The following is a 20,071-nucleotide window of genomic DNA, read 5'->3' as shown; positions in this document are numbered from 1 at the left end:
TCCTGTTCACACGCTGCGAAATACATCTGCGGGTCGGGGATCTCGATCGCGCGTGCCAATGCTGCAGCGAGCAACGCGGTGCGCGCATCCAGCGCGGTCTGCTTCCAGGCCACGCTCACGCACGCGTGCCCTTCGCACGTAGTGCTGCATCAAGCACTGCGCGCTGCTGCGCCTTGAGTGTCTCCATCTGCTGCTTCGCCTGCACGCTGGAGAGCGCAGGGCGGGGGTCGGCCAGGGCGTGCTCGGTCTGAGTGCGTAGCGAGACCGCATAGCGCGCGTCCATCTCCTTGACTTTCATTGCTTCGGAGCGATCCGGCCGGCGTTTCGCAGTGCCGCCCTCGGCGTCCCACTGCGCAGCATCCACGTGAAGCACGTCCAATGGCATGCCCATCTCGCGCAATACCTTCAACGCACTTTCGAAGCTGCCAAACCGGCGCGGCGCATTGGCCTTGGTGGCCAGCACACGGGTCTGGTTATGGGTCTGCAGCTGCACGGTCCAGGCACCGGCCTCCCCGACGACCGAAGCCTGTCTGACCGCACTGGCATCGACCAGGGCGCGAGCGGTCGCCAGCTTGACCAGATTCGCCATCGTGCTCTCCGGCTAACAAGTGAGTGGCTTCACTTTACCATTAATCGGTTTGCCAGCTAATCGTTGTCCGTTCCACTCTGCCGCAGCTGTGCAGTGGCAGGGCAGGTAACCATCTGCCCCTACGAGAGGACGCCTGGCTGGCAACAACGGCACGTAGATGCACAGGATCTGCACCGGACCAGCCTCGACGCAGTGCCACCGCATTCAACCCAAAACAGCAGCGCCCGCCCTCACAGCTTCTTCTTCAACACCGCCTCGAACGCCCCATCCGGTTCGATGCTGTCAGAGACAACGATCACCGAATGCAGCTGGCCCTTGGCCTGCACGCTGTACTCGAAGCCCACCGGCTTGCCGCTGCGGCTGAAAACCTCGATCTCGCTGTACTCGCCGAGCTGGCCTTCAAAACTCTCGCGTTCGAAGCCTTGCTTCTTGGCGAAGTTGCCGGCTGCCGTCCGTGCGCCTTCCCACACCGCGTCTTCGTATTTGATCGGCTGCAGCAGGCTGACCAACTGGGTTGCGCATGCGGTGGTGCTGGTCACGCCGTAGCCATCCACCTCGCCCATCAACGGGATCTTGCTCACGTTGCGCTTGGGCGTGGCGGTGACCGTGCAGCCAAGCTGCTGCAGATCGGCAAGGTTGAAGTGTTCGGACTCCGGGCGCGGCGCGCTGGTGCTGGCGCTGCCAGCGCCGTTGCAGGCAGACAGCACGCTTACAAGGGCAAGCGGCAAACAGGTGCGTAGGGAAAAGTTCGACAACGGGGACGTCCTTGTACTGGATAAAAAGAGAGGCGCGGCTGCCGCAACGGCGACGCGCGAACGTGGCAACCACGCGCACGCGCCATGCGGATGCACACGTTAGGGGCAGCGAGCGCGCGCAAGGGTAGCGCGCACGAAGTCAACGCACCACAAGGTCGACCCACGCCGAGAGTGATCAGCAACCTCGCACCCTCACTCCGGAATCACCATGCGGATTTCGCGCGTGCCGATCTCCGCCCCGGTCACCGCATCGATGGCGATCGGCTGCAGGTCGGTACCGGTTTGCGCATCCACAAAACGCAGCAGCTTGCCTTCGCCCCGGTGTTTGCGGCCCCACGCACCAATCATGAAAAGCACCGGCAGGTAATCGCGCCCCGCCTGGGTCAGCACATATTCCTCGCGCGGCGGGCGCGTCGAATACTGGCGCTTCTCCAATAGCTGTTCCTCGGTCAGCGTCGCCAGCCGCTTGGTCAGCATGGTCGGCGCAATTCCCAGGCTTTGCCGGAACTGGTCGAAGCGGGTCAGCCCGGAGTTCGCGTCACGCAGGATCAGCATCGTCCACGCATCGCCCAGGAAGGTCAGGCTCCGGGCGATCGGGCAGAGGTTGTCCGAAGAAGTTTTCGAGTTCATATCATTTCCGTATTGAACCACTACTAAATCGATACTAACATGCGGTCCGTGGGCAGTCCAGTCGCCCTGTGCAGGCAACTCGTGGGCTCGCCCAGGTCTTGCCCGCAATCGGCACTGCGGCATGCACCAACGCACACCGCAACGCGCGTCAACCGCCAGACACCATGCAACTGCAACCCAAGGCGTCTGGCGGTGTTGTTCTCCAACCTTCCGCCAACCTGCTTGCTTGAGAGACATCACCATGAAAAAGACAGTCCTGATCACTGGCGCTTCCTCAGGCTTTGGCCTGCTGCTGGCCAACAACCTGCACAAACAAGGCTTCAACGTCATCGGCACCAGCCGCGAACCGGAGAAGCATCAGAGCAAGGTGCCCTTCAAGTTATTGCGTCTGGATATCGATGATGAAAGCTCGATCCAATCATTTACCAAGGCGTTGTTCCAGGCCGTCGATCGCCTGGATGTCCTGGTCAACAATGCCGGCTACATGGTGACCGGCATCGCCGAAGAAACACCGGTCGATGTTGGCCGGCAGCAGTTCGAAACCAATTTCTGGGGCACGGTGAAAACCACCAATGCACTGCTGCCGTATTTCCGCAAACAGAAGAGCGGGCAGATCATCACCATCAGTTCGATCGTCGGTTTGATCGGCCCGCCGAACCTGTCGTATTACTCCGCGTCCAAGCATGCGGTGCAGGGATATTTCAAATCGCTACGGTTTGAACTCAATCAGTTCAACATCAAGGTCAACATGGTCGAGCCGGTGTGGTTCAAGACCAATCTAGGCCACAACGCGATCTCCGCAAACGGCAACGACATTGCCGACTACAGCGCCTACCGCAAGCAGGTCACCGCCTTGACCCAGAAGGGCCTGGACACGGCTGAAGCACCGGACGCGGTTGTCAGCACCATCGAGCGGCTGATCCAGGCCAAGGACCCGAAGTTCAGCAATCCCGTCGGCAAGATGACCGGCATGATTCTGTTCCTGCAAAGCTATCTGCCCAAGATGTTCGAAGGCTCGATCTTGAAGAGCGTCAAAACCGCATAAACCTTGCGGCTGTCCGACCGTGTTGCCCGGTCTGTAAAAAATCCACTGCTGTTACCCCAGACACGGCTTTTGAATAAGCCGCGACGCCACCCTCATGCCACGAGTAACCCATAATGAAGTCTTATTTTTGCAAATACATTCCGCCGCGCAGCGATTTCCTGAGCACCATGACGGAGGAAGAAAAATCCCTGATGCAGCAGCACGGCGCGTTTCTGGACCAGCGCCTGGCCGAGGGCTTGATCCTGGCGCACGGCCCGGTGATCGACGACACCGGCGGCTTCGGTCTATCGCTCTATCAGATTGCCGATGATCAGGAGATTGCGGACTTCACCGCGCAAGACCCCATGATCAAAAATGGCATCGGCCATTACGCGCATTACCCCATGCTGCATCTGAAGGCGCGTGGGTAATCCGCCACGCAGGCCAGCATCGGTATCGTCAGCGCAGCGGTCTGCTGCCGCTGACGATGTTGAATATGCCCATTCGCCAAGATGGCATCCGCGCGCTACGCCCCGGTGGCGCTGCCGCTGATCCATCTGCCGCACGGCCATCGCCACAGACACCGGCGCCACGCCTCACCGCACCGGCACGCGCACGCGGATGCCTTCCCCGGAAAACCACGGCTCCACCGGCATGCGCCGCTGCACCCACATGTCGCCCATCATCCGGTCCAGCCCGCGATCCAGCCCGGTGACCAGCCCCGCGCCCGGGGTGAAGGTCAGTTCGCCGAAATAGATTTTTCCGCGCTGGATATACCAGTCCACCCGCACGTAATCGCAGTCGCTCGCCAGCACCTTGCTCAGTTCCAGTGCCTGCTCCAGCAGCCCCGGCGCGCAGGGCGGCGTGCGCCCGTCGTCGCGGATGCGGTGGAAGGCCGTGTGCAGGTTGTCGACGAAGAAGGTCATCGCCAGCTTCGGTGTGTCGAAGCGGCCGTAGATCACCTGCAGCACGTAATGAAAATTGCCGTCCGCCTGCCGGAACATGTGGAACTTGTAATCCACCGGCACCTGCTGCGCCTCGCCGATGTACCGTTCCACCAGAATGCGCGGCGGGATATCGCGGTAATGGATCTCGCGCACCATTTCGGAGAAGTCGATCCGCAGCCATTGGCCGCAGCGCTCGATGATGCGGCGCTTCTGCACCGCATCCGGCTCGTCGCGCACCAATTGCACCATGGCCGCACCGTGGTTGGCCTTGATCACGGTCTGCCGCCAGCGTGGCAGCTGCAACAACGCCTGTGGGTCGGTGCTGTCCATCAGCAGCGGCACCAGGTGCGCCTCCCCGATCCTGGCCGCCACATAGGAGCGCACCGCAAACTTGTCTGCCAGCCGCGTGTACAGCGGGTAATCGCCGTGCACGCATTTGCGGTAAAGGATTTTTTCGTTGAAGCACTTCGGCGCATACAGATCTGGCAGCCGCCCGAACGTATGCAGAAAGTGGAGCCGGTCCTGGTGCCGCCAGGGCAGTGTTCTCAGCAGGCTGCGTGCGCCTTTGCGCAGCAGCCGTTTGAGACTGGGTGTCCCTGGCGCTGGCGCTATCGCTGGAGTTGGCGCTGAAGCTGACGACGGTGTCGATGTCGGCACGCGTAGCAACGCGGCCATGCGGCGATGACCAGACGACGACGTCAACGACGGCGGCATGACCGCCCATCCCTGTCCTGTCACACCACGCCCGCCCAATGGCTGCGGGTGCAGCCCAATCGTGTTGTCGGTCATGCCCAGATCCTTCTCGCCGGTTAATTGCGACGTTGGTCACATTTAAATGTGACGTAACGCACGATATACGGAAAATTCAGACCAGGGATGCATTTCGTCTCAGGCGCTCCAATTTCATGCAAATCAGATCGCGTCACTCGCTCGAAAGCCTTACGCAGCAAGCGATCTGGCCTTCCGCGGCATATGGCGGCCCGACGCGCGGCGCGCACCGCGTGGCCTGTTTTGCCCACTCTTGCGCCAGCAGCCAGGACAGCTGGGCGGGTGCGACCTGCGGCCCCAACCGCACGGCAAAACGTGCAACCGGGGAGGGAGCGACACGCCGCATCCGGCCACGCGCCACCTGCGTTGTGCGGCCTCAACCGCCGTCTCTGCAGCCCGCCAAGTGCGGGCTGCGAGCAGTGCAGGCCAAAGGCGGCGGAGTCGGTCTGCTTTGCCCCACAGACGTGGCGAACACTCCCCTCTCCCCCCGGGAGAGGGGTCGGGGGTGAGGGTAGGGAGTGAGGCAGTGTGTGTTGACTGCCAGCGCAGGACAGCGATCAAAGGCCAGCAATCAAAGGACGCATTCGCATCGCAGGCCAACATCAAGCACCATCACGCTTGACCACTGCAGCCTGCAACGGATGGCACCATGCGCGTAAAAACGTTCCTGTCCCTGGCGGCACTGTGCATTGCACTTGCCGCTTGCGGAAAAACAGACCAACCAGCGCAAACCGGCAAGGCGTCAACGTCTGCGCTTGCTACACCCACAACTGCCACTGGCCAGCGCAACGCCGCAGCAATGCCGCCCGATCACGCGGCCAACATCAAGCCGCCTTCTGTGAGCCAGGAAGCAAGACGCTATCTATGCCCGCAGGGTCCCAATGCCTGCAGGATCAGTGGGCCATTGGTTGCCAACTCGGATGCAGAAGCGCAGTGGCTGTGGACCCACGGCTACCCAACAGAGAACGAACTCGCCCGATTGGAAACCTTGAACCTGGACCAGCTCAAAGCGGAGTCGCAAGCAGGCAACAAGGCCGCCACCGTGATTTACGGCAAAAAGACCGCACTCACTGGGCCCTTTTATAAGGGGATCGATATATTGCGGCGCGCCGCAGTGGCCGGAAATCTGTATGCCTACTACGGGCTGTCGGACGTATACGCCAGCGACTCCAATAACAAAAACCTGGTCGACAGCTTGGCGTATCTGCGCCTGGCTTACCTATTGGGCGATGCAAAAGCCTCGGCCGTCATCGCAGCGCGTGGGTTGAGCAGTGTGGAAAACGTCGTTGCCGATGAGCGCGCCGCCTCACTCCACAAGACGTTTTCCAACTACCAGCGCGCCTCGCCAAGACCGCTGGAATAAACGTCTATCGCTGCGAGCAGGAGGGGGCGTTGAGTTGCGGAATCTTCGCAAACGCCTCGGCAATAAAATCCATAAACACAATCGCCCGCTTAGCCACCAGGCGGTTGGCGGCATACATGATGTGCATGGGCACCGCAGGGCCAGCGAACGCACTGAGCACGATCTGCAGATGGCCGGCATTGAGCCCTTGTTCGAATAACCATTCCGGCCCCTGCCCGATGCCCAGGCCCGCGCTTACCGCCTCGCGTGCCGCCTCTGGCGAATTGACCCGGATCCTACCGGAAACCGGCACGTCCACCTCCTTGAAACGCCAGCTCGCCCCCGATGCCAACAAGGTGTACAGCACGCAATCGTGCTGGCGCAGGTCGTCGGGCACGGTGGGGATGCCGCGCTCGGCAAGATAGTCCTTGCTTGCCACGCACACGCGCTTGAACGACCCAATCCGCCTGGCGCGCAGCGCACTGTTTTCCAGGTGGCCGATGCGGATGGCAAGTTCCGCACCCTCATCGAGCAGATTGACGAAGCGGTCATTGATCTGCAGATCCAGCTCCAGGCCCGGAAAGCGCCGCAAAAACTCCGGCACCAGCGGCATCACATACTGATGCGACAACGCCGTGGGGCAGGCCACCCGCAATAAGCCGGAAGGTTGCACGTTATCGCGCAGCGACATTTCCGACTCGCCCACCGCATCCAGGATGCGGCGCACCTCCGCGTAGTAGCGCTCTCCCTCCGGCGTCAGCACCAGCTTGCGGGTGGAGCGGTTGAGCAGCCGGGTGTGCAGATGCTCCTCCAGCGCCGCCACGTGGCGGCTGACATTGGGTTGCCCCAAACCCAGATCCCGCCCTGCGGCAGAAAAACTCCCGGTTTCCACCGCACGGGCAAAGCAGGTCATCAGCAGAAACCGGTCCATGCCAGCCCTTTATTCATGCGCAGATCGCATGAATGGTATGTGCCGCCGAGGTCTTCTAGCAAATTTGGCATGGGCGCACGCTGCACACCTCGAAGGCCGGCCACGCGCGGCGGGCCTCGCTCAGGAGCACCCCATGTCCCGTTTAGCAGGCAAACGCACCCTCATCACCGGCGGCACCAGCGGTATTGGCCTGGAGACCGCCAGGCAGTTTCTTGCCGAAGGCGCCCGCGTCATCGTCACCGGCAACAACCCCGAGTCCATCGCCAACGCCAAGGCCGCGTTGGGTAGCGAGGTGCTGGTGCTACGCGCCGATTCGGCCAGCGTCACCGCGCAACAGGAACTGGCGCAGGCGGTGCAGGCGCATTACGGCCAGCTCGATATCGCCTTCCTCAATGCCGGTGTCTCGGTATGGGCGCCGATCGAAGACTGGAGCGAACAGGCGTTCGACGCCTCCTTCGCCATCAACGTCAAAGGCCCGTACTTCCTCCTGCAGTCGCTGCTGCCGGTGTTCGCCAACCCCGCCTCGGTGGTGCTCAACACCTCCATCAATGCGCATGTGGGCGCGGCCCGCTCGTCGGTGTATGCCGCGACCAAGGCGGCCTTCCTGAGCATGACCAAGACGCTCTCCAGCGAACTGCTGGCACGCGGCATCCGCCTCAACGCGGTGAGCCCCGGCCCGGTGGAAACCCCGCTGTACGACAAGCTCGGCATCCCCGACGCGTACCGCGACCAGGTCAACAAGGACATCGCCGCCACCATCCCGTTCGGCCGGTTCGGCACCCCGGACGAAGTGGCCAAGGCCGTGCTGTACCTGGCTTCCGATGAATCGAAATGGACGGTGGGCTCGGAAATCATCGTCGACGGCGGCCGCACGCTCAACGGGTGAGCGTGTCTGGAAAGCACTGGCAAGAACAGCGGATGCACCGTCGCCTGGCGCGATCACTTCGATGCCGATGCCGCTCACAGCATCGCCACCGGTAACAGCGCATCTGCGTAGTTGCCTGCCCGGCACCTTCCTCGGCGATCGTGTCAGGCGGATGTTTCCAGGATCACCGCCTTGGTGGATGAAGCATGGCGTCGGCACAACCGGTCAATGAATCTCCAACGCCGCAATCTTACCGCCCACCAGCTGGAACACATGCTCCAGCTGCAGCGGGCTCTGCGGGAACTCGCCAGATACCTGTGCGGTGACGCGCACCTGCTCGCCTTCGGTGTGCACGCCAACCGCCACCGCACGATACGGCGTGGTGGCCTGCGTCTGTGCCAGCCACGCCGCAATCGCGGCAGCGCCACGGTGATGCTGGCGCTCGTCGTGCACCACTGCATCGTCGGCCAGGTGCGGCAGCAGCACGGCGGCATCGCCGGTGTTGCTGGCGGCAAAGAAGCAGGCAATGGCGTGAGGCAGGGCAAGCGACATGGCAGCGATCTCCGGTGCGAAACGTGTATGCCATGATCGGCAGCGGCATCGCCTGCCGCAAGAACGCACGCAAAGGTAAGTCACGCACCCATGGGAAAGCCGCACACCCCGGACACCGCCGCGTGCGATGTCGAAGCCCTGCTCAACCTCATCGAAGGCCGCTGGAAACTGCTGCTGCTGTTCCACCTGTTCGACGGCAAGGTGCAGCGCTACTCCGATCTGGAACGGCTGATTCCCGCCATCTCGCAAAAGATGCTCGCCCAACAGTTGCGCCAGCTTGAACGCGACGGCCTGGTGCAGCGCACCGTCTACGCGCAGGTACCGCCGCAGGTGGATTACCGCCTCACGCCCTGGGGCCAGGCCCTATGCCCCGCACTGGATGCAATGCTCACCTGGGGCCAGGCGCGGCAGCCGTTGCCCGAACCCTCGCCGCAGTGATGGCTTGGCACACTGCTGTGGCACGCCGGCCTTAAAACATCAGGTACACAGAACCGCACATCTCGAGAACCGCACATCTCGCCAGATAACTGGCCCAGATAACGCACCGGCGGTCTTGCAGACTCTGCCGTATCGCGCGCTGCAACCAGACTTGTGCGGCCAACATAATCGGCCTAGTTTCGCCACGCCACCACTGGGGTGGCGAGGAGGTCACACGCATGGCGACCAACGAGAAAACCGGAACCAAAGCGGCCAAGGCCGCAAGCAAGGTCTTACGTAGCGGCAGCACCGGCAAGGGTTCAAAAACAGCGGCCGCGTCCGCTTTAAGTCAAGCGCCGGACAAGAAAGGCAAAAGTAAATAAGCGAGCGCTGCAGCAAATCGGTGGAGGCACCCGCCCAAAGCGAGTGCCTCCCTTTAAGCGATTTGACGCATGCAATCACAACAGGTGACCCGCAGACAAAAAATGTCAGGCACCCCGCTGACAAAACCGCTACACAACGGTAGTCTGCAGGCAGGAACGGGGGTTTCATGCATGAGATGCAAACGGGGAAGTACAGGGTTTACTGCGGTGCAGTCGTTGTTTCAAACAAGGCATCATCGCACCAGTTGCATGGATGGTACTGGGCACGTTTTTGCTGGCCGCGTTCGCTTAGTTTTTTTGCTCCTACAGGCGCCACACACTGCTAGGCACCTGCAGCTCGCTAAAAAGCATAGGTGCCGACGGTTGGCACCAGTACTAACTACTGGTGCACGAGGCCTTCCGCCGCCACGCCCATGCCACGTGAGAAACCAGCCTGAGCCATGCCTAAAGCGGCATCGATCTGATCCTTCGCAAGACGGTAGCGGCACACTGCTGCAAATTAAGCAATTGAAATTTCAGCAGGTGGGCGCCAGCGTCGTGAGCGAGATGCATGGCCTGCCTGCGTATCACCACATGGACTCAATTAGATTTCTCAGCGGTAAATACACAGAGACGCTGAGCGGTTTGCGCAAGGTAAGCCGATTGAGCTTGTAAGTGGTACGCAATTGTTTGGGATGGCTCGGAAGGTCCAATTATTGGTGGCGGATGCGGCACACTTACAAAGTCTATTGAGTTAATTTCAGAGCGATGGTTAACGTGGTGCTAGCGGCACCGGACCAGCCGTGCTTTGATGGAAATACGATTGTTCAGAGGAAGAATAATAAAAAGGCGAGGCTTTAAAGGGGGGTATGTCCAATTTCTTGGCTAGCCATGCGTAGAATAAAAATGCATGATCGATTTTGAAAATATGCTTTTGCCCAAGGCGATTGCGATTGAAAAGTAGTGGATATTAATTCAAATTCAGATGCTGAATTTGAATTAATAACTGACCGGGCGACGCCCAATAAATATGCAAGGAAAGGTAAATGGCTGGAGTGCTCGCGCAACTTGAGGGGAAACGTCGGACATATGAAGACCTCAGTAGGTTTATGGCTTCTCACGCTGGGGACCTTCCAAACTACGCTTTGTTACTAGGAGCAGGTTGCTCAGTTTCATCAGGAGTTCGCAGCGCTGCTGAACTCACTTCCATATGGCGCCGAGAGGTGTTCAATAGACTGTGGCCCGACGAACCATATGACGTAGAAGACGCGAAGCAACGACTTTCGAAGAGCAGTGGTGGTTGGTATAACCCGGCACGTGAATATTCTTCGCTTTTCGAAAAGAATTTCGACTTGCCACGCCAGCGGCGTATGTTTGTAGAAACCGAAGTTGCTAGCAAGTCACCCAGTTTGGGCTATGCATATCTTATGAGGTTAGTAGATGGCGGGTACGTAAACTCTATTTTTACGACTAATTTTGATGATCTGTTAAATGAAGCATTTTTTCAGTTTTCAGACACGCGTCCTTTGCTCTGTGCCCATGACTCGTCTGTATCAAGTATAACTGTGACTTCAAGGCGGCCAAAGATAATAAAGCTTCATGGTGATTATCTTTTTGACGATATCAAATCAACAATGAGAGAGACCGAGTCTCTAGAGGACAATATAAAGAAGAAACTCGTGGAGTTTGGTAGGGAATTTGGACTAGTAGTCGTTGGCTACAGCGGTGCGGATAGATCCGTAATGGATGTATTAAATTATTTGCTCCGCTCTGATGAGTACTTCAAACACGGAATATACTGGTGTATCCGCAAAGGAGATGAGCCTTGTGATGAGCTCCTGAAGTTGCTTTGGAGAGAGAGAGTTTATTTCGTTGAAGTGGATGGTTTTGACGAAATAATGGCATCACTTCACAATGATTTACTTGGGGATAATCTCCCAATTGACACCAGTTTATTTACTGAAAAGCCGAAGGCAACTATCAATAGATTTTGTGACAACAGCCACTTAATAAAATCGCCGTCTCCCGTGATATCCAGAGATTTGGATAAGCTCAGAAAAATCAATGAAAGGGAGGAGCTTTTAAAAATATTTCGTGGGCTAAGAAGGGGTGAGGCAGAGGACGGAAACGATGTGCTGGATGACAAAGAATTTATTGCAACGATGGAGATAAGACGCCTAGTCAATTCTGCAGATTTTGACCTGGCAAGAGCCAGGATTGACAAAGAATTGACAAGTTCTCCCTCCAAAAGGCTGAAAGAGGATTTATTAGATCTACGGGTAATGGTTGAGGATTTGTCAGGCAACGCTGCCGCAGCAATAAGTTCTCTCGATGACATGATTAATTCTGACCCCAAAGAGCAAAGTTTATACCTAAGAAAATCATTATTCATTCATCGGCATGAAGAAAAAATGGCTGTTATCGCTTCTGCTGAGGAAATTGACCCCTTCGATCAAGACGTAACGTCAGCTAAAATTGATTGCTTGCTAGAGGGATATAGGGCGGGCACGGCGGAGAACCGCAATGCAATAATCAGTCAAGTAAAATTTTTGATAGATGGTTGCCTAGATCGTGATCCCGGACATAGAAATCCCGTTTGGTGGTCTGCTTTGGAATATTACAGGTCAATAGACCTTCCGAAATCAAAAATAAAAGAAAGTTTGGATGAGTTAATTGAAAAGCTTTCCGCAGTAAATCCAAATAGTTTAATCTATCTGAAATTCTTGCTGTTGCGGTGGTCTTCATCTAAGGAGGATCACTCAACTAGTGAAGCAGAGCAGGTGGTTAATAAGATTTTGAAGGTTAAATCGAATAAACCTGTTTCGGAGCGGGAAAAATACGAGTGGCTAGAGATGGATGCTCTAAAAAAATTTAACCGCAGCTCTGATCTGTCAAGAAAGATTAGCGAGATCGACGTCAATTCCGACCTGAATAACAGGCCGGAGTTCTTAATTCGAAAAGCAGATTTCCTATTGGCAGAGGGCGGAAATTTATCCGGCGCGATTGAGGCAGCACGGGGAGCGGTGCGTTCAAAAAGAAGAACATCAGACCTGATTAGGCTTTCCACTTTTCTCCGCTATGCAAAAGACTCGTCATCAATTGCTGAGCTTTCGGAGAAAAAGGGATACGTTCTGAATTCATACGAAAAATCTCGCCTGAAACAGGATGAGTTAGTGGCAAGAAATGATATTGAAGGCTATCTTGCTTGTATTCGATCTTTGTATGCGCAGAAAAGCCCAAGCGTGGGAAATACAACTGAGGAAAGCCATACACTTATAATTCTTAAGAGGTACGACGAAGCAGCTCGTGTTGCTAAGAGCATGCTCGAGAAAGTTAATTGGGATAAGGAACATGCTTCGTTAATAGTCAACTACGAGCTTGCTGAAAGTCGAGCAGGAAGGAGCTGGAACAAGAAACGGATTTCAGAAGTCGCAGAGAGTACTAAGTCCGAACTTGAAAGAGCTGGATGCACGTATTTCTTGGGAAACTATGAAAAAGCTAAGACATTAATGCTTGCAGAATGTAGATCTGATAAAGAAAATTTATTTATCTTGTCGAGTTGGGCTATATTTGATGATCCTGCAGGAGTCAAGTTTATTTCGACCCTGCGGTCAGATCTTCGTATGTGAGCATCTACAATCTTGTCGAGAGGGTGCCCACTAGGTTCTTTACTCGGCCAAGGTTATCTGGGCGCGCATTGCTGAAGGTAATGTGCGCAAGTACTGGAATCACCTTAGTGCAGTTCTATCTGCGATTTTCCAATCGGGGGCGTGTCGACCGACGTACAGCGCCTAGTGAAGCTTGGGTGCAGTGGTGCGTCGAAAAAGCCGCTGGGCGATATCTGACCAATGGAATTAAGTAAAAATTATCTGCAGTGGAATGGCCGGAATGCTCATTGCGCCTTGTTGCGCGAGCGTGGTGCGGCCAGAGTGGCAAGCAAAAGCAGTTGGTCGCGCACGCGCAGCAGGTGGTATTGCGTGCCTTCGGACATCCAGTAACCAGGTTCGTTGTGCATGCCGCTCTCCTTGCCGTGAGGCTAGAAACCGTAGACAGCCTGCGGGCTTATTCCCCTTGCGGGTGTTGTATTCGCCGCCCTCCCGGCTTAGGAACGCCGAGCAGTGCCAGGCCAAATGGCCGAGCACAAAAAACCCACCAAAATTCTCGGAGGCGGGCAGCGCTGTCTGTGTGGAGTTTCTAGGCTCCGAGCGAAAGTGTGCATGTGGCGATGGGGGGCAAGACGAAGCGATGGCCGGTGTGTAGATGCACTGCCTGCACGAAGTTCTTCGAATGGACGCGCGGCGGCAATTGCTCACTGTTGCCAGTTGACACATCACCAAACACGTAGCAACCTCGCACGCAAGGAGCCTAGAAACTCCTCACAGAGCGGCACCCACCTCCGTCAAACCGGTGGGTTTTTTGTGCCTGCATCTTTGCAGGTGCAACCGACGCGATGCCTGCGTCGGGAGGGCGGCGAATACAACACCCGCAAGGGGAATAAGCCCGCCGGCTCTGTGCGGTTTCTAGCCTCCCGACATCCCGTTGCGTTGTGCAACGGGGCCTGTTCGTCAAGGAGGGCTTTGCCATGCGTCGACCCACGTCCCGTCCCACATCAGCACGCAAGCGCGGCACGGAGCCGCCGCCCCGCGAGATCGGCTGGCACTCGCTCGACCCAACGATCAAGCCGCGGCCCTACGTCGAGCGCACCCCCATCCCCCAACCTCGCACCGAAGCCCGCCCCCCACGCCCCGGCCACCCGCGTGCCCCAACACACTGCACCGTCGGCTACGGTTATTACCCAGCCAGCGACCTACGCGTCCCCACGCTGCGCCTGCGCGGCCGCTGGCTTGAACAACTGGGCTTTGCCATCGGCAGCAAGCTGCACATCCGCCTGCGCGATGGCGAGCTGGTGGTGAGCGTGGCACCCACAGACTGACCGGCCCCACCGTGCGCGTGCAGCCACGCAGGTGCACGGCCACCCTTCAGGCGCGCTACGTGCATGCTGCGCGAAGTGCGCACGTGCCTCGCCACGCCTCGCAGAGGATCACGCAATGCACCCGCATGCCGCCGTCTTCTGTCTCACCCTGGACCAGATCGACCAACTCGACCGCCTGATGCGCACCATCGCCGCCCACGGCGACGTGATCGCCCAGAGCGCCCCACAGTGCCTGCACGCACAGACGCTGCCAACCCTGGGCCAGGCCATCTTCGACGCCGCCAACGCAGTGCGCGAGATTCTTGAGCAACGGGTGGAGCACACGGCTTGTGCGCCTTAGCGGCACATCACGAAAGCCGGGCAGATGCACGAAGCCCTCACGCCTGCAAACCTGAGCCACCTAGCCACGCTGATACCTCTGCCATCCACCCGCAGTCGCAGACACCTGCTCCCACCCGTTACGCAGCCGCTGCATCGCCTGCCCGCCTACGGCAGCTGGGCGCGTGCTTTGCGGCGAAGGGGTTCTTCTGCATTGCTGACCAGCAGGGCGTAACTTCGGATTCACAATCGCCCATTCGCGTTTGCTTGCGCAGTGCCGGGATTGGCTCTGATGTACTCGCCGCCCATGATTGAAGTAGTGGGAAAAACCGATGGGAAACTGTCTTTCAAACAATGTCAGTGGCACCCACGCGCACGTGACCTACACGCAGCACGAACCCACGCCCCAGAGCACGCCGCAGCGGCCGGCCCCATCGACACCCCTGCCGAATCAGTCGCCATTGCAGGGACTGCAACGTCGCCCGCCGCGCCCGTCAACCCCATCACGGCCAACGTCACGGCCAACTCCATCGCGGCCAACGACGTCACAGCCAACGCGGCCACAGCGATCGGGCTTGGAAACTCGCATGCTGTTGAAGATGCAGGGGATGGCGCATACATTGCTCAATACCATTGGCCCCATTCTCAATAATAAAGCACTCGATGCCGTGCACAATTCAGCACTCGAGTTGCTCACGCACATGAGTGAATGTGCACTCGGAAATAGGGCCGTTGGCGGTAGCGACGATATTGCTGCAAAAATGAACCGGATCCAGAACCGGATCGCTAAACATTATGCGAACCCGGACGCAGCCGCGCCGCCTGTCGAGGGCATTGAGCACTACGCAGGCCACCCCATGTTCAAACAGATGCGGCGACTCGCGGCGGATGTCGACCTCGAGATCCAGGTGGCAAAGGCAGGCGGCGACGCAAAGTTCTTGCAGTTCAAGGAGGGCCTGATCCTCGAACCAGACTTGGCAGTGCAGGTTGCGAACCTGGTGTCCGGGGTCGAGGAGACATACGATGCGCCGAACGAAGATCACGCAAGACGCATACAGAATCTTCTTAGAAAGCTTACGGAGGGAGTGGCCCTGTCAGGCGGGCTCTTCGACATTGTCTGGCCGTTGCGCAAGGACCCGGTTGCATTGGCCGACGCACTGCACACGCTGGTCAGGCGATACCCGACATTGGGGAATAATCCGAATTGGAGGAAACCGGATTAAGCCAACTGCACACCTCGCGGTAACCAGAAAGTGACCGCGAGGTAGACGGTTCCGTTTCGGAACATATGACCGCAGACGCGCAGCAGACCGCATGGGGTTCAGCTATCGGGCAAGGGGCCACCCTATGCTCCGCGCCAGTTGGACGCCTCGGCACCCCGGCCGACGCCACACCGGAGGTTTCATGCAACGCCTGCTCCTTGTCGCCAGCATGCTGGTGGCCCTGTCTGCCTGCAGCGACAAATCCGCACAGACCGTCACCCCTGCCGGTACCGCCACCGCATCGCCCGCCACCCCGGCCGCGCCGCCCGAGCTGATCACCCGCGATGCGCTGTTTGGCAGTGCCGAGAAGATGCATGTGCTGGTGAGCCCGGACGGCGCCTACATCAGTTGGGTGGCGCCGGTGAAGGGCGTGGCCAATCTATGGGTGGCGCCGATCGATGCGCCCGACAAGGCACGCGCGGTTACCCAGGACACCGGGCGCGGCATCAGCGAGTATTTCTGGAGCCAGCGCGCCGGCACGCTGCTGTACAAGCGCGACCAGGGCGGCGACGAAAACTTCCACCTGTATGCGCTGAACCTGGCCGACGGCAGCAGCAAGGACCTCACCCCGCTCGACAAGACCAGTATGGAGCTGTATCGCCTGAGCGCGCAGCACCCGGACCAGATCATGGTCGGCATCAACAACCGCGACGCGAAGTGGCACGACCTGTATCGCGTGGATCTGGCCACCGGCCAACGCACGTTGGTGGAGAAGAACACGCAACACATCGAAACCTATCTGCCCGATGGCGACTTGCAGCTGCGCTACGCAACACGGGTCACCGAAGGCGGCGGCGTTGAAGTGCTTGCCCGCCAGGGCACCGCCTGGAAAACGCTGGAAAGCATTCCCTTCGAAGATGTATTGACCACCGAAGTGGTGGGCCTGAGCAACGATGGCAAGACGCTGTACATGCGCGACTCGCGCAACCGCGACACCGCCGCGCTGTACGCGGTAGACACCGCCACCCACGCGCGCACGTTGCTCACAGAAGACGCGCGCGCCGATGTGGACAGCGTGCTGAAAGACCCAACCACCGGCGCCGTGCAGGCCGCCTCGGTGGAGTATCTGCGTAGAGAATGGACCGTGCTGGATAACGGTATCGCCCGTGATTTGCAGGCATTGAAGGCACTGGGCCCGGGCGATGCGAAGGTGGAAGCACGCACCCAGGACGATGCCACCTGGATCGTGAGCTATTCGGCTGCAGAAACGCCCTTGCGCTACTACCGCTACGACCGCGCCACTGCAAAGCTGACCAAACTGTTTTCGGCGTATCCTGCCTTGGAAGACAAGCCGCTGGTGCCGAGCTGGCCGCAGATGCTGACCTCGCGCGACGGGCTGCGCATGGTGAGCTACCTCACCCTGCCGGCCGATGCGGATAGCAACCACGATGGCAAGGCCGACAAGCCGGTGCCCATGGTGTTGTTCGTGCACGGCGGCCCCTGGCTGCGTGACAGCTACAACAGCTACGGCGCTTACACGCAATGGTTCGCCAACCGTGGCTACGCGGTGCTGGCGGTGAACTACCGTGGCTCCACCGGCTTCGGCAAAGCATTCACCAATGCCGGCAACGGCGAGTGGGCCGGCAAGATGCACAACGATCTGCTCGATGCGGTGCAGTGGGCGGTCAAGCAAGGCGTCACCACGCCAGACAAGGTGGCCATCATGGGCGGCAGCTACGGCGGTTACGCCAGCCTGGTGGGCCTCACCTTTACCCCGGACACCTTCAAGTGCGCGGTGGACATCGTGGGCCCGGCCAACCTCAACACGCTGCTGGCCACCATCCCGCCGTACTGGACGGGCTTCTACAAGCAGGCCATCAAACGCATGGGCGACCCGTCCACCGCGCAGGGCAAGCAATGGCTTACCGAACGCTCGCCGGTGACGCATGTGGACAAGATTAAAAAGCCACTGCTGATTGGTCAGGGCGCCAACGACCCACGCACCAACCGCGCCGAGAGCGAACAGATCGTCAACGCCATGACCGCCAAAAAGATCCCGGTGACCTACGTGCTGTTCCCCGACGAAGGCCACGGCTTCAAGCGCCCGGAAAACAGCAAGGCCTTCAACGCGGTGGCCGAAACCTTCCTGGGCCACTGCCTGGGTGGCCGCGTGCAACCCATCGGCAGCGACCTCACCGGCTCCAGCATCACCGTGCCCGCCGGCGCCGAGCAGATCGATGGCCTCACTGAAGCGTTGAAGACGCATACGCAGGCGATTCGGAATTAGCTTTGGGTGTGGGCGGTAGCGTGGGCTGGATAGCGGTTGATGGGAGCTGCAGTAATGCGTTGCATTGCTGCAGCTCGATGGTGGTTCGCAGCTGTTCGCGCTGGCCGTTCATCAATTACTCCCCGAGATCCTATCGTCGTTGCAGCCGGTGCATAGGGCGAGGGCGGCTGACGCGCGGCGTTTTGCGTACCGAACGAGGCGAACAGAAAGAGCAGGCCCAACGCTGCCGGAATCGCGCCCTTGGGCTTGCGTACACCCAGATGCGCCATGCCGGACAACAGCAGGTGATAGAAGATGCCCGCATAGGCAAGATCGCTCAGCGCGGTGTTGAGGCGCCACACAATCGCCACCGGGCCCAGGATCTTGATGACGATCATCCAGGGCACCAGCAATGGCGCCGAATAGCCCAGCTCGGCCTGCGCCTTGCGGACGAATTCGCCTTTGGCGATGTACATGCCGGCGGAGGTGAGATACAGCAGGGACAGCAGCGCGGTGCTGATCCAGTAGACGGAGATGCTCATGGTGTTTGCCAGTCAATGTGCGAATGCAACCGGCACGCAGAATGTCGCCTAAGATAGGTATTGAAAAGTAGGATGAATCAATAGGGCTTAGTATGAAAAACCAGACCATTGAAAGCAGCGAGCGCAACATGCACGAAGAGATGCGCCGTGCATTTGCGCTGCTGTCAGGCAAATGGAAGCTGGAAATCATGTGGCTGCTGAATCAGCGGGTGTATCGCTTTGGCGAGCTACGCAAGGCAATTCCCGGAATCACGCAACACATGCTGACGGCGCAGTTGCGCGAGCTGGAAGCCGATGGCCTGGTCACACGATCGGTCTTCGCAGAGGTGCCGCCACGCGTGGAATACGCCATCACGCCGAAGGCGCGCGGACTGGGGCCCACGATGGAAGCGCTGACCGCGTGGTGGCAGCAACATGGGGACATCATTGCAAAACGGCCTGTTTCACGCGGCCGTAAGGCCGGCAGTTAAGTGGACGGGGCAAGGCAGGAAAGCCAGAAACGCATCCAACCCCCACAAACGTCAACGCCCCGATCAAGTCGGGGCGTTGGTGCGATCTCTCGCCAAAGTGCGCTGTTGCGTCTTCGCAGTAACTAATAATGCGTTACGTCCGGCTACGAAATCGCAGCTTCAGCGCAGTAGGCACAAAGCCTGCCAATCACGCAATCGCATTTTGCTCAGCCGATATGACTCGGCCAACGGAGTTACTTGGTCGACTTGGACGCGTCACGCACTTTGTCGGCGACTTCGCCGGCCTTGCTCTGCACCTTGCCGATATTCTTTTCGGCGGCGCCTTCCAGCTCGGTGCTCTTGTCGCCGGTAACGCGGCCGATGGCTTCCTTGACCGAGCCCTTGACCTGCTTGGCGGTACCTTCGATACGGTTCTTATCCATGGGACGTTTCTCGTAGTTGGGGAACCGGCTTAGTCTGTGCGGGCCGGTGTGAGCATGGTGTCGGCCCGGGCGGTGCCTGCCCACATGCGGATGCACCAGGGCGGCTAGTGCATCCGGCCCAGCTACAGCCTGTCAGGCCTTGCGCGCGGGCTTTTTGGTGCTGCGGCCGGCAAAGCCGCGTTCGCGTGCCCACACGATGGCTTCGCCGCGGCTGTGCACGTCGATCTTGGAATACAGCGCGGCCACGTGGTTGCGCACGGTATTGGGCGCAACGCTGAGTTGCTGTGCGATTTCCTTGTCGGCCAGGCCTTCGGCAAGCAAGCCCAACACGTCACGCTCGCGTCCGGTCAGTTCGGCGATGCCGCAGCTCTGTGCCTGGCTGGGGCGATTGGCGCGGCGCACGTTGGCCAGCTTTTCCAACAGGGTCTGGCTGAACCAGGAGGCGTCCTGCATCACTTCTTCGATGGCGGCGACCAATTCCATCTCGGTGCGTTTGCGGTCGGTGATGTCCATCAGCGACAGCAGGTAACACGGCACGCCGTGGATGCTCACCGTTTCGGCCGAGATCAGGCAATCGAGCTGCTCGCCATCCTTGCGCGCGATGGGGTACTCCACATTGAGCATGCTGCCGCTTTGCTGCAGCGCGTGGCAGAACTGCTGATAGGCCTGGCGCGTGGGAAACAGGCCGATCTCTTCGATGGGTTTGCCGATGATGTCTTCGCTGGCGTATTGCGTG

The 20,071-nt window shown here is 58.9% G+C and carries 21 protein-coding genes and 1 pseudogene; 12 read left to right on the top strand and 10 right to left on the bottom strand.

Annotation, left to right across the window (positions count from 1 at the left end):
• Positions 1–115: 115 nt before the first annotated feature.
• The 3 genes from AC1KVG_RS21470 to AC1KVG_RS21460 form a co-directional block, all read right to left on the bottom strand.
• Positions 116–589: a hypothetical protein gene (locus AC1KVG_RS21470; protein WP_232372201.1), complete on the bottom strand. Its 474-nt coding sequence runs from the start codon at positions 587–589 to the stop codon at positions 116–118.
• A 230-nt stretch (positions 590–819) separates the two neighbouring features.
• Positions 820–1,344, bottom strand: coding sequence for a hypothetical protein (locus AC1KVG_RS21465; protein WP_481095761.1), 525 nt, complete (start codon positions 1,342–1,344; stop codon positions 820–822).
• Between the two features lie 192 nt (positions 1,345–1,536).
• Positions 1,537–1,974, bottom strand: coding sequence for a winged helix-turn-helix transcriptional regulator (locus tag AC1KVG_RS21460; protein WP_115036794.1), 438 nt, complete (start codon positions 1,972–1,974; stop codon positions 1,537–1,539).
• A gap of 241 nt (positions 1,975–2,215) precedes the next feature.
• On the opposite strand from AC1KVG_RS21460, the gene AC1KVG_RS21455 reads away from it, so the two are divergent.
• Positions 2,216–3,019 carry an SDR family NAD(P)-dependent oxidoreductase gene (locus AC1KVG_RS21455; RefSeq protein ID WP_481095760.1) on the top strand — a complete coding sequence of 268 codons (804 nt, stop codon included), beginning with the start codon at positions 2,216–2,218 and terminating at the stop codon, positions 3,017–3,019.
• A gap of 113 nt (positions 3,020–3,132) precedes the next feature.
• Entirely contained in the window at positions 3,133–3,429 is a 297-nt protein-coding gene (locus AC1KVG_RS21450) for a YciI family protein (RefSeq protein ID WP_481095759.1), read from the top strand.
• 165 nt (positions 3,430–3,594) lie between these two features.
• Here the strand turns inward: AC1KVG_RS21450 and AC1KVG_RS21445 are convergent, their stop codons facing one another.
• Entirely contained in the window at positions 3,595–4,719 is a 1,125-nt protein-coding gene (locus AC1KVG_RS21445; RefSeq protein ID WP_481095762.1) for an ATP-grasp fold amidoligase family protein, read from the bottom strand.
• A 643-nt stretch (positions 4,720–5,362) separates the two neighbouring features.
• On the opposite strand from AC1KVG_RS21445, the gene AC1KVG_RS21440 reads away from it, so the two are divergent.
• Entirely contained in the window at positions 5,363–6,076 is a 714-nt protein-coding gene (locus AC1KVG_RS21440) for a hypothetical protein (protein ID WP_481095758.1), read from the top strand.
• 4 nt (positions 6,077–6,080) lie between these two features.
• Here the strand turns inward: AC1KVG_RS21440 and AC1KVG_RS21435 are convergent, their stop codons facing one another.
• Positions 6,081–6,986: a LysR family transcriptional regulator gene (locus AC1KVG_RS21435; RefSeq protein WP_481095757.1), complete on the bottom strand. Its 906-nt coding sequence runs from the start codon at positions 6,984–6,986 to the stop codon at positions 6,081–6,083.
• Positions 6,987–7,119: 133 nt separating this feature from the next.
• Between AC1KVG_RS21435 and AC1KVG_RS21430 the strand changes: the two genes are divergently transcribed.
• Complete coding sequence (locus AC1KVG_RS21430; protein WP_481095756.1) at positions 7,120–7,872, top strand: SDR family oxidoreductase; 753 nt, start codon at positions 7,120–7,122, stop codon at positions 7,870–7,872.
• Positions 7,873–8,076: 204 nt separating this feature from the next.
• Here the strand turns inward: AC1KVG_RS21430 and AC1KVG_RS21425 are convergent, their stop codons facing one another.
• Positions 8,077–8,403 carry a nuclear transport factor 2 family protein gene (locus tag AC1KVG_RS21425; protein WP_481095755.1) on the bottom strand — a complete coding sequence of 109 codons (327 nt, stop codon included), beginning with the start codon at positions 8,401–8,403 and terminating at the stop codon, positions 8,077–8,079.
• Positions 8,404–8,493: 90 nt separating this feature from the next.
• On the opposite strand from AC1KVG_RS21425, the gene AC1KVG_RS21420 reads away from it, so the two are divergent.
• The 3 genes from AC1KVG_RS21420 to AC1KVG_RS21410 all read left to right on the top strand — a co-directional run bounded on the left by AC1KVG_RS21420 (position 8,494) and on the right by AC1KVG_RS21410 (position 12,811).
• Positions 8,494–8,841, top strand: a complete 348-nt coding sequence (locus AC1KVG_RS21420; RefSeq protein ID WP_043888800.1) for a winged helix-turn-helix transcriptional regulator — start codon at positions 8,494–8,496, stop codon at positions 8,839–8,841.
• 218 nt (positions 8,842–9,059) lie between these two features.
• Positions 9,060–9,203 (top strand): hypothetical protein, encoded by a 144-nt coding sequence (locus AC1KVG_RS21415; protein WP_481095754.1) that lies wholly within the window; start codon positions 9,060–9,062, stop codon positions 9,201–9,203.
• A gap of 1,025 nt (positions 9,204–10,228) precedes the next feature.
• A complete protein-coding gene (locus AC1KVG_RS21410) occupies positions 10,229–12,811 on the top strand; it encodes an SIR2 family protein (RefSeq protein WP_481095753.1) in 2,583 nt (860 codons plus the stop codon).
• A 240-nt stretch (positions 12,812–13,051) separates the two neighbouring features.
• Here the strand turns inward: AC1KVG_RS21410 and AC1KVG_RS21405 are convergent.
• Positions 13,052–13,197 (bottom strand): annotated as a pseudogene (locus AC1KVG_RS21405) (XAC0095 family protein); the annotation flags it as partial.
• Between the two features lie 567 nt (positions 13,198–13,764).
• On the opposite strand from AC1KVG_RS21405, the gene AC1KVG_RS21400 reads away from it, so the two are divergent.
• The 4 genes from AC1KVG_RS21400 to AC1KVG_RS21385 all read left to right on the top strand — a co-directional run bounded on the left by AC1KVG_RS21400 (position 13,765) and on the right by AC1KVG_RS21385 (position 17,922).
• The gene (locus AC1KVG_RS21400) at positions 13,765–14,115 is read left to right on the top strand and encodes a SymE family type I addiction module toxin (RefSeq protein WP_481095752.1); all 351 of its coding nucleotides are present in this window, start codon (positions 13,765–13,767) and stop codon (positions 14,113–14,115) included.
• Between the two features lie 115 nt (positions 14,116–14,230).
• Complete coding sequence (locus AC1KVG_RS21395) at positions 14,231–14,455, top strand: hypothetical protein (RefSeq protein WP_481095751.1); 225 nt, start codon at positions 14,231–14,233, stop codon at positions 14,453–14,455.
• Between the two features lie 565 nt (positions 14,456–15,020).
• Positions 15,021–15,656 carry a hypothetical protein gene (locus AC1KVG_RS21390; protein ID WP_481095750.1) on the top strand — a complete coding sequence of 212 codons (636 nt, stop codon included), beginning with the start codon at positions 15,021–15,023 and terminating at the stop codon, positions 15,654–15,656.
• Positions 15,657–15,837: 181 nt separating this feature from the next.
• Positions 15,838–17,922 (top strand): S9 family peptidase, encoded by a 2,085-nt coding sequence (locus AC1KVG_RS21385; RefSeq protein WP_481095749.1) that lies wholly within the window; start codon positions 15,838–15,840, stop codon positions 17,920–17,922.
• On the opposite strand, the gene AC1KVG_RS21380 is transcribed toward AC1KVG_RS21385, so the two are convergent.
• Positions 17,919–18,443 carry a DoxX family protein gene (locus AC1KVG_RS21380; RefSeq protein ID WP_481095748.1) on the bottom strand — a complete coding sequence of 175 codons (525 nt, stop codon included), beginning with the start codon at positions 18,441–18,443 and terminating at the stop codon, positions 17,919–17,921. The genes AC1KVG_RS21385 and AC1KVG_RS21380 overlap by 4 nt on opposite strands.
• 92 nt (positions 18,444–18,535) lie before the next feature.
• Here AC1KVG_RS21380 and AC1KVG_RS21375 point away from each other — a divergent pair, with 92 nt between their 5' ends.
• Positions 18,536–18,913: a winged helix-turn-helix transcriptional regulator gene (locus tag AC1KVG_RS21375; RefSeq protein WP_481095747.1), complete on the top strand. Its 378-nt coding sequence runs from the start codon at positions 18,536–18,538 to the stop codon at positions 18,911–18,913.
• Between the two features lie 233 nt (positions 18,914–19,146).
• Here the strand turns inward: AC1KVG_RS21375 and AC1KVG_RS21370 are convergent, their stop codons facing one another.
• Both AC1KVG_RS21370 and AC1KVG_RS21365 read right to left on the bottom strand, forming a co-directional pair.
• Positions 19,147–19,335: a CsbD family protein gene (locus AC1KVG_RS21370; protein ID WP_006451426.1), complete on the bottom strand. Its 189-nt coding sequence runs from the start codon at positions 19,333–19,335 to the stop codon at positions 19,147–19,149.
• Between the two features lie 132 nt (positions 19,336–19,467).
• Positions 19,468–20,071: response regulator transcription factor (locus AC1KVG_RS21365; RefSeq protein WP_481095746.1), on the bottom strand; the 604-nt coding region annotated here is incomplete at its 5' end.

Source organism: Xanthomonas sp. NCPPB 3959, from assembly GCF_056675575.1.
Note: the sequence above shows the minus strand (reverse complement) of the source record. Positions and strands in the feature narration are given on the sequence as shown.

Bases quoted from the DNA above. Each gene is read 5' to 3' on its own strand.
- AC1KVG_RS21470 (WP_232372201.1), bottom strand. From the start codon at position 589: ATGGCGAATCTGGTCAAGCTGGCGACCGCTCGCGCCCTGGTCGATGCC.
- AC1KVG_RS21460 (WP_115036794.1), bottom strand. From the start codon at position 1,974: ATGAACTCGAAAACTTCTTCGGACAACCTCTGCCCGATCGCCCGGAGC.
- AC1KVG_RS21455 (WP_481095760.1), top strand. From the start codon at position 2,216: ATGAAAAAGACAGTCCTGATCACTGGCGCTTCCTCAGGCTTTGGCCTG.
- AC1KVG_RS21450 (WP_481095759.1), top strand. From the start codon at position 3,133: ATGAAGTCTTATTTTTGCAAATACATTCCGCCGCGCAGCGATTTCCTG.
- AC1KVG_RS21440 (WP_481095758.1), top strand. From the start codon at position 5,363: ATGCGCGTAAAAACGTTCCTGTCCCTGGCGGCACTGTGCATTGCACTT.
- AC1KVG_RS21435 (WP_481095757.1), bottom strand. From the start codon at position 6,986: ATGGACCGGTTTCTGCTGATGACCTGCTTTGCCCGTGCGGTGGAAACC.
- AC1KVG_RS21430 (WP_481095756.1), top strand. From the start codon at position 7,120: ATGTCCCGTTTAGCAGGCAAACGCACCCTCATCACCGGCGGCACCAGC.
- AC1KVG_RS21425 (WP_481095755.1), bottom strand. From the start codon at position 8,403: ATGTCGCTTGCCCTGCCTCACGCCATTGCCTGCTTCTTTGCCGCCAGC.
- AC1KVG_RS21420 (WP_043888800.1), top strand. From the start codon at position 8,494: ATGGGAAAGCCGCACACCCCGGACACCGCCGCGTGCGATGTCGAAGCC.
- AC1KVG_RS21415 (WP_481095754.1), top strand. From the start codon at position 9,060: ATGGCGACCAACGAGAAAACCGGAACCAAAGCGGCCAAGGCCGCAAGC.
- AC1KVG_RS21410 (WP_481095753.1), top strand. From the start codon at position 10,229: ATGGCTGGAGTGCTCGCGCAACTTGAGGGGAAACGTCGGACATATGAA.
- AC1KVG_RS21400 (WP_481095752.1), top strand. From the start codon at position 13,765: ATGCGTCGACCCACGTCCCGTCCCACATCAGCACGCAAGCGCGGCACG.
- AC1KVG_RS21395 (WP_481095751.1), top strand. From the start codon at position 14,231: ATGCACCCGCATGCCGCCGTCTTCTGTCTCACCCTGGACCAGATCGAC.
- AC1KVG_RS21390 (WP_481095750.1), top strand. From the start codon at position 15,021: ATGCTGTTGAAGATGCAGGGGATGGCGCATACATTGCTCAATACCATT.
- AC1KVG_RS21385 (WP_481095749.1), top strand. From the start codon at position 15,838: ATGCAACGCCTGCTCCTTGTCGCCAGCATGCTGGTGGCCCTGTCTGCC.
- AC1KVG_RS21380 (WP_481095748.1), bottom strand. From the start codon at position 18,443: ATGAGCATCTCCGTCTACTGGATCAGCACCGCGCTGCTGTCCCTGCTG.
- AC1KVG_RS21375 (WP_481095747.1), top strand. From the start codon at position 18,536: ATGAAAAACCAGACCATTGAAAGCAGCGAGCGCAACATGCACGAAGAG.
- AC1KVG_RS21370 (WP_006451426.1), bottom strand. From the start codon at position 19,335: ATGGATAAGAACCGTATCGAAGGTACCGCCAAGCAGGTCAAGGGCTCG.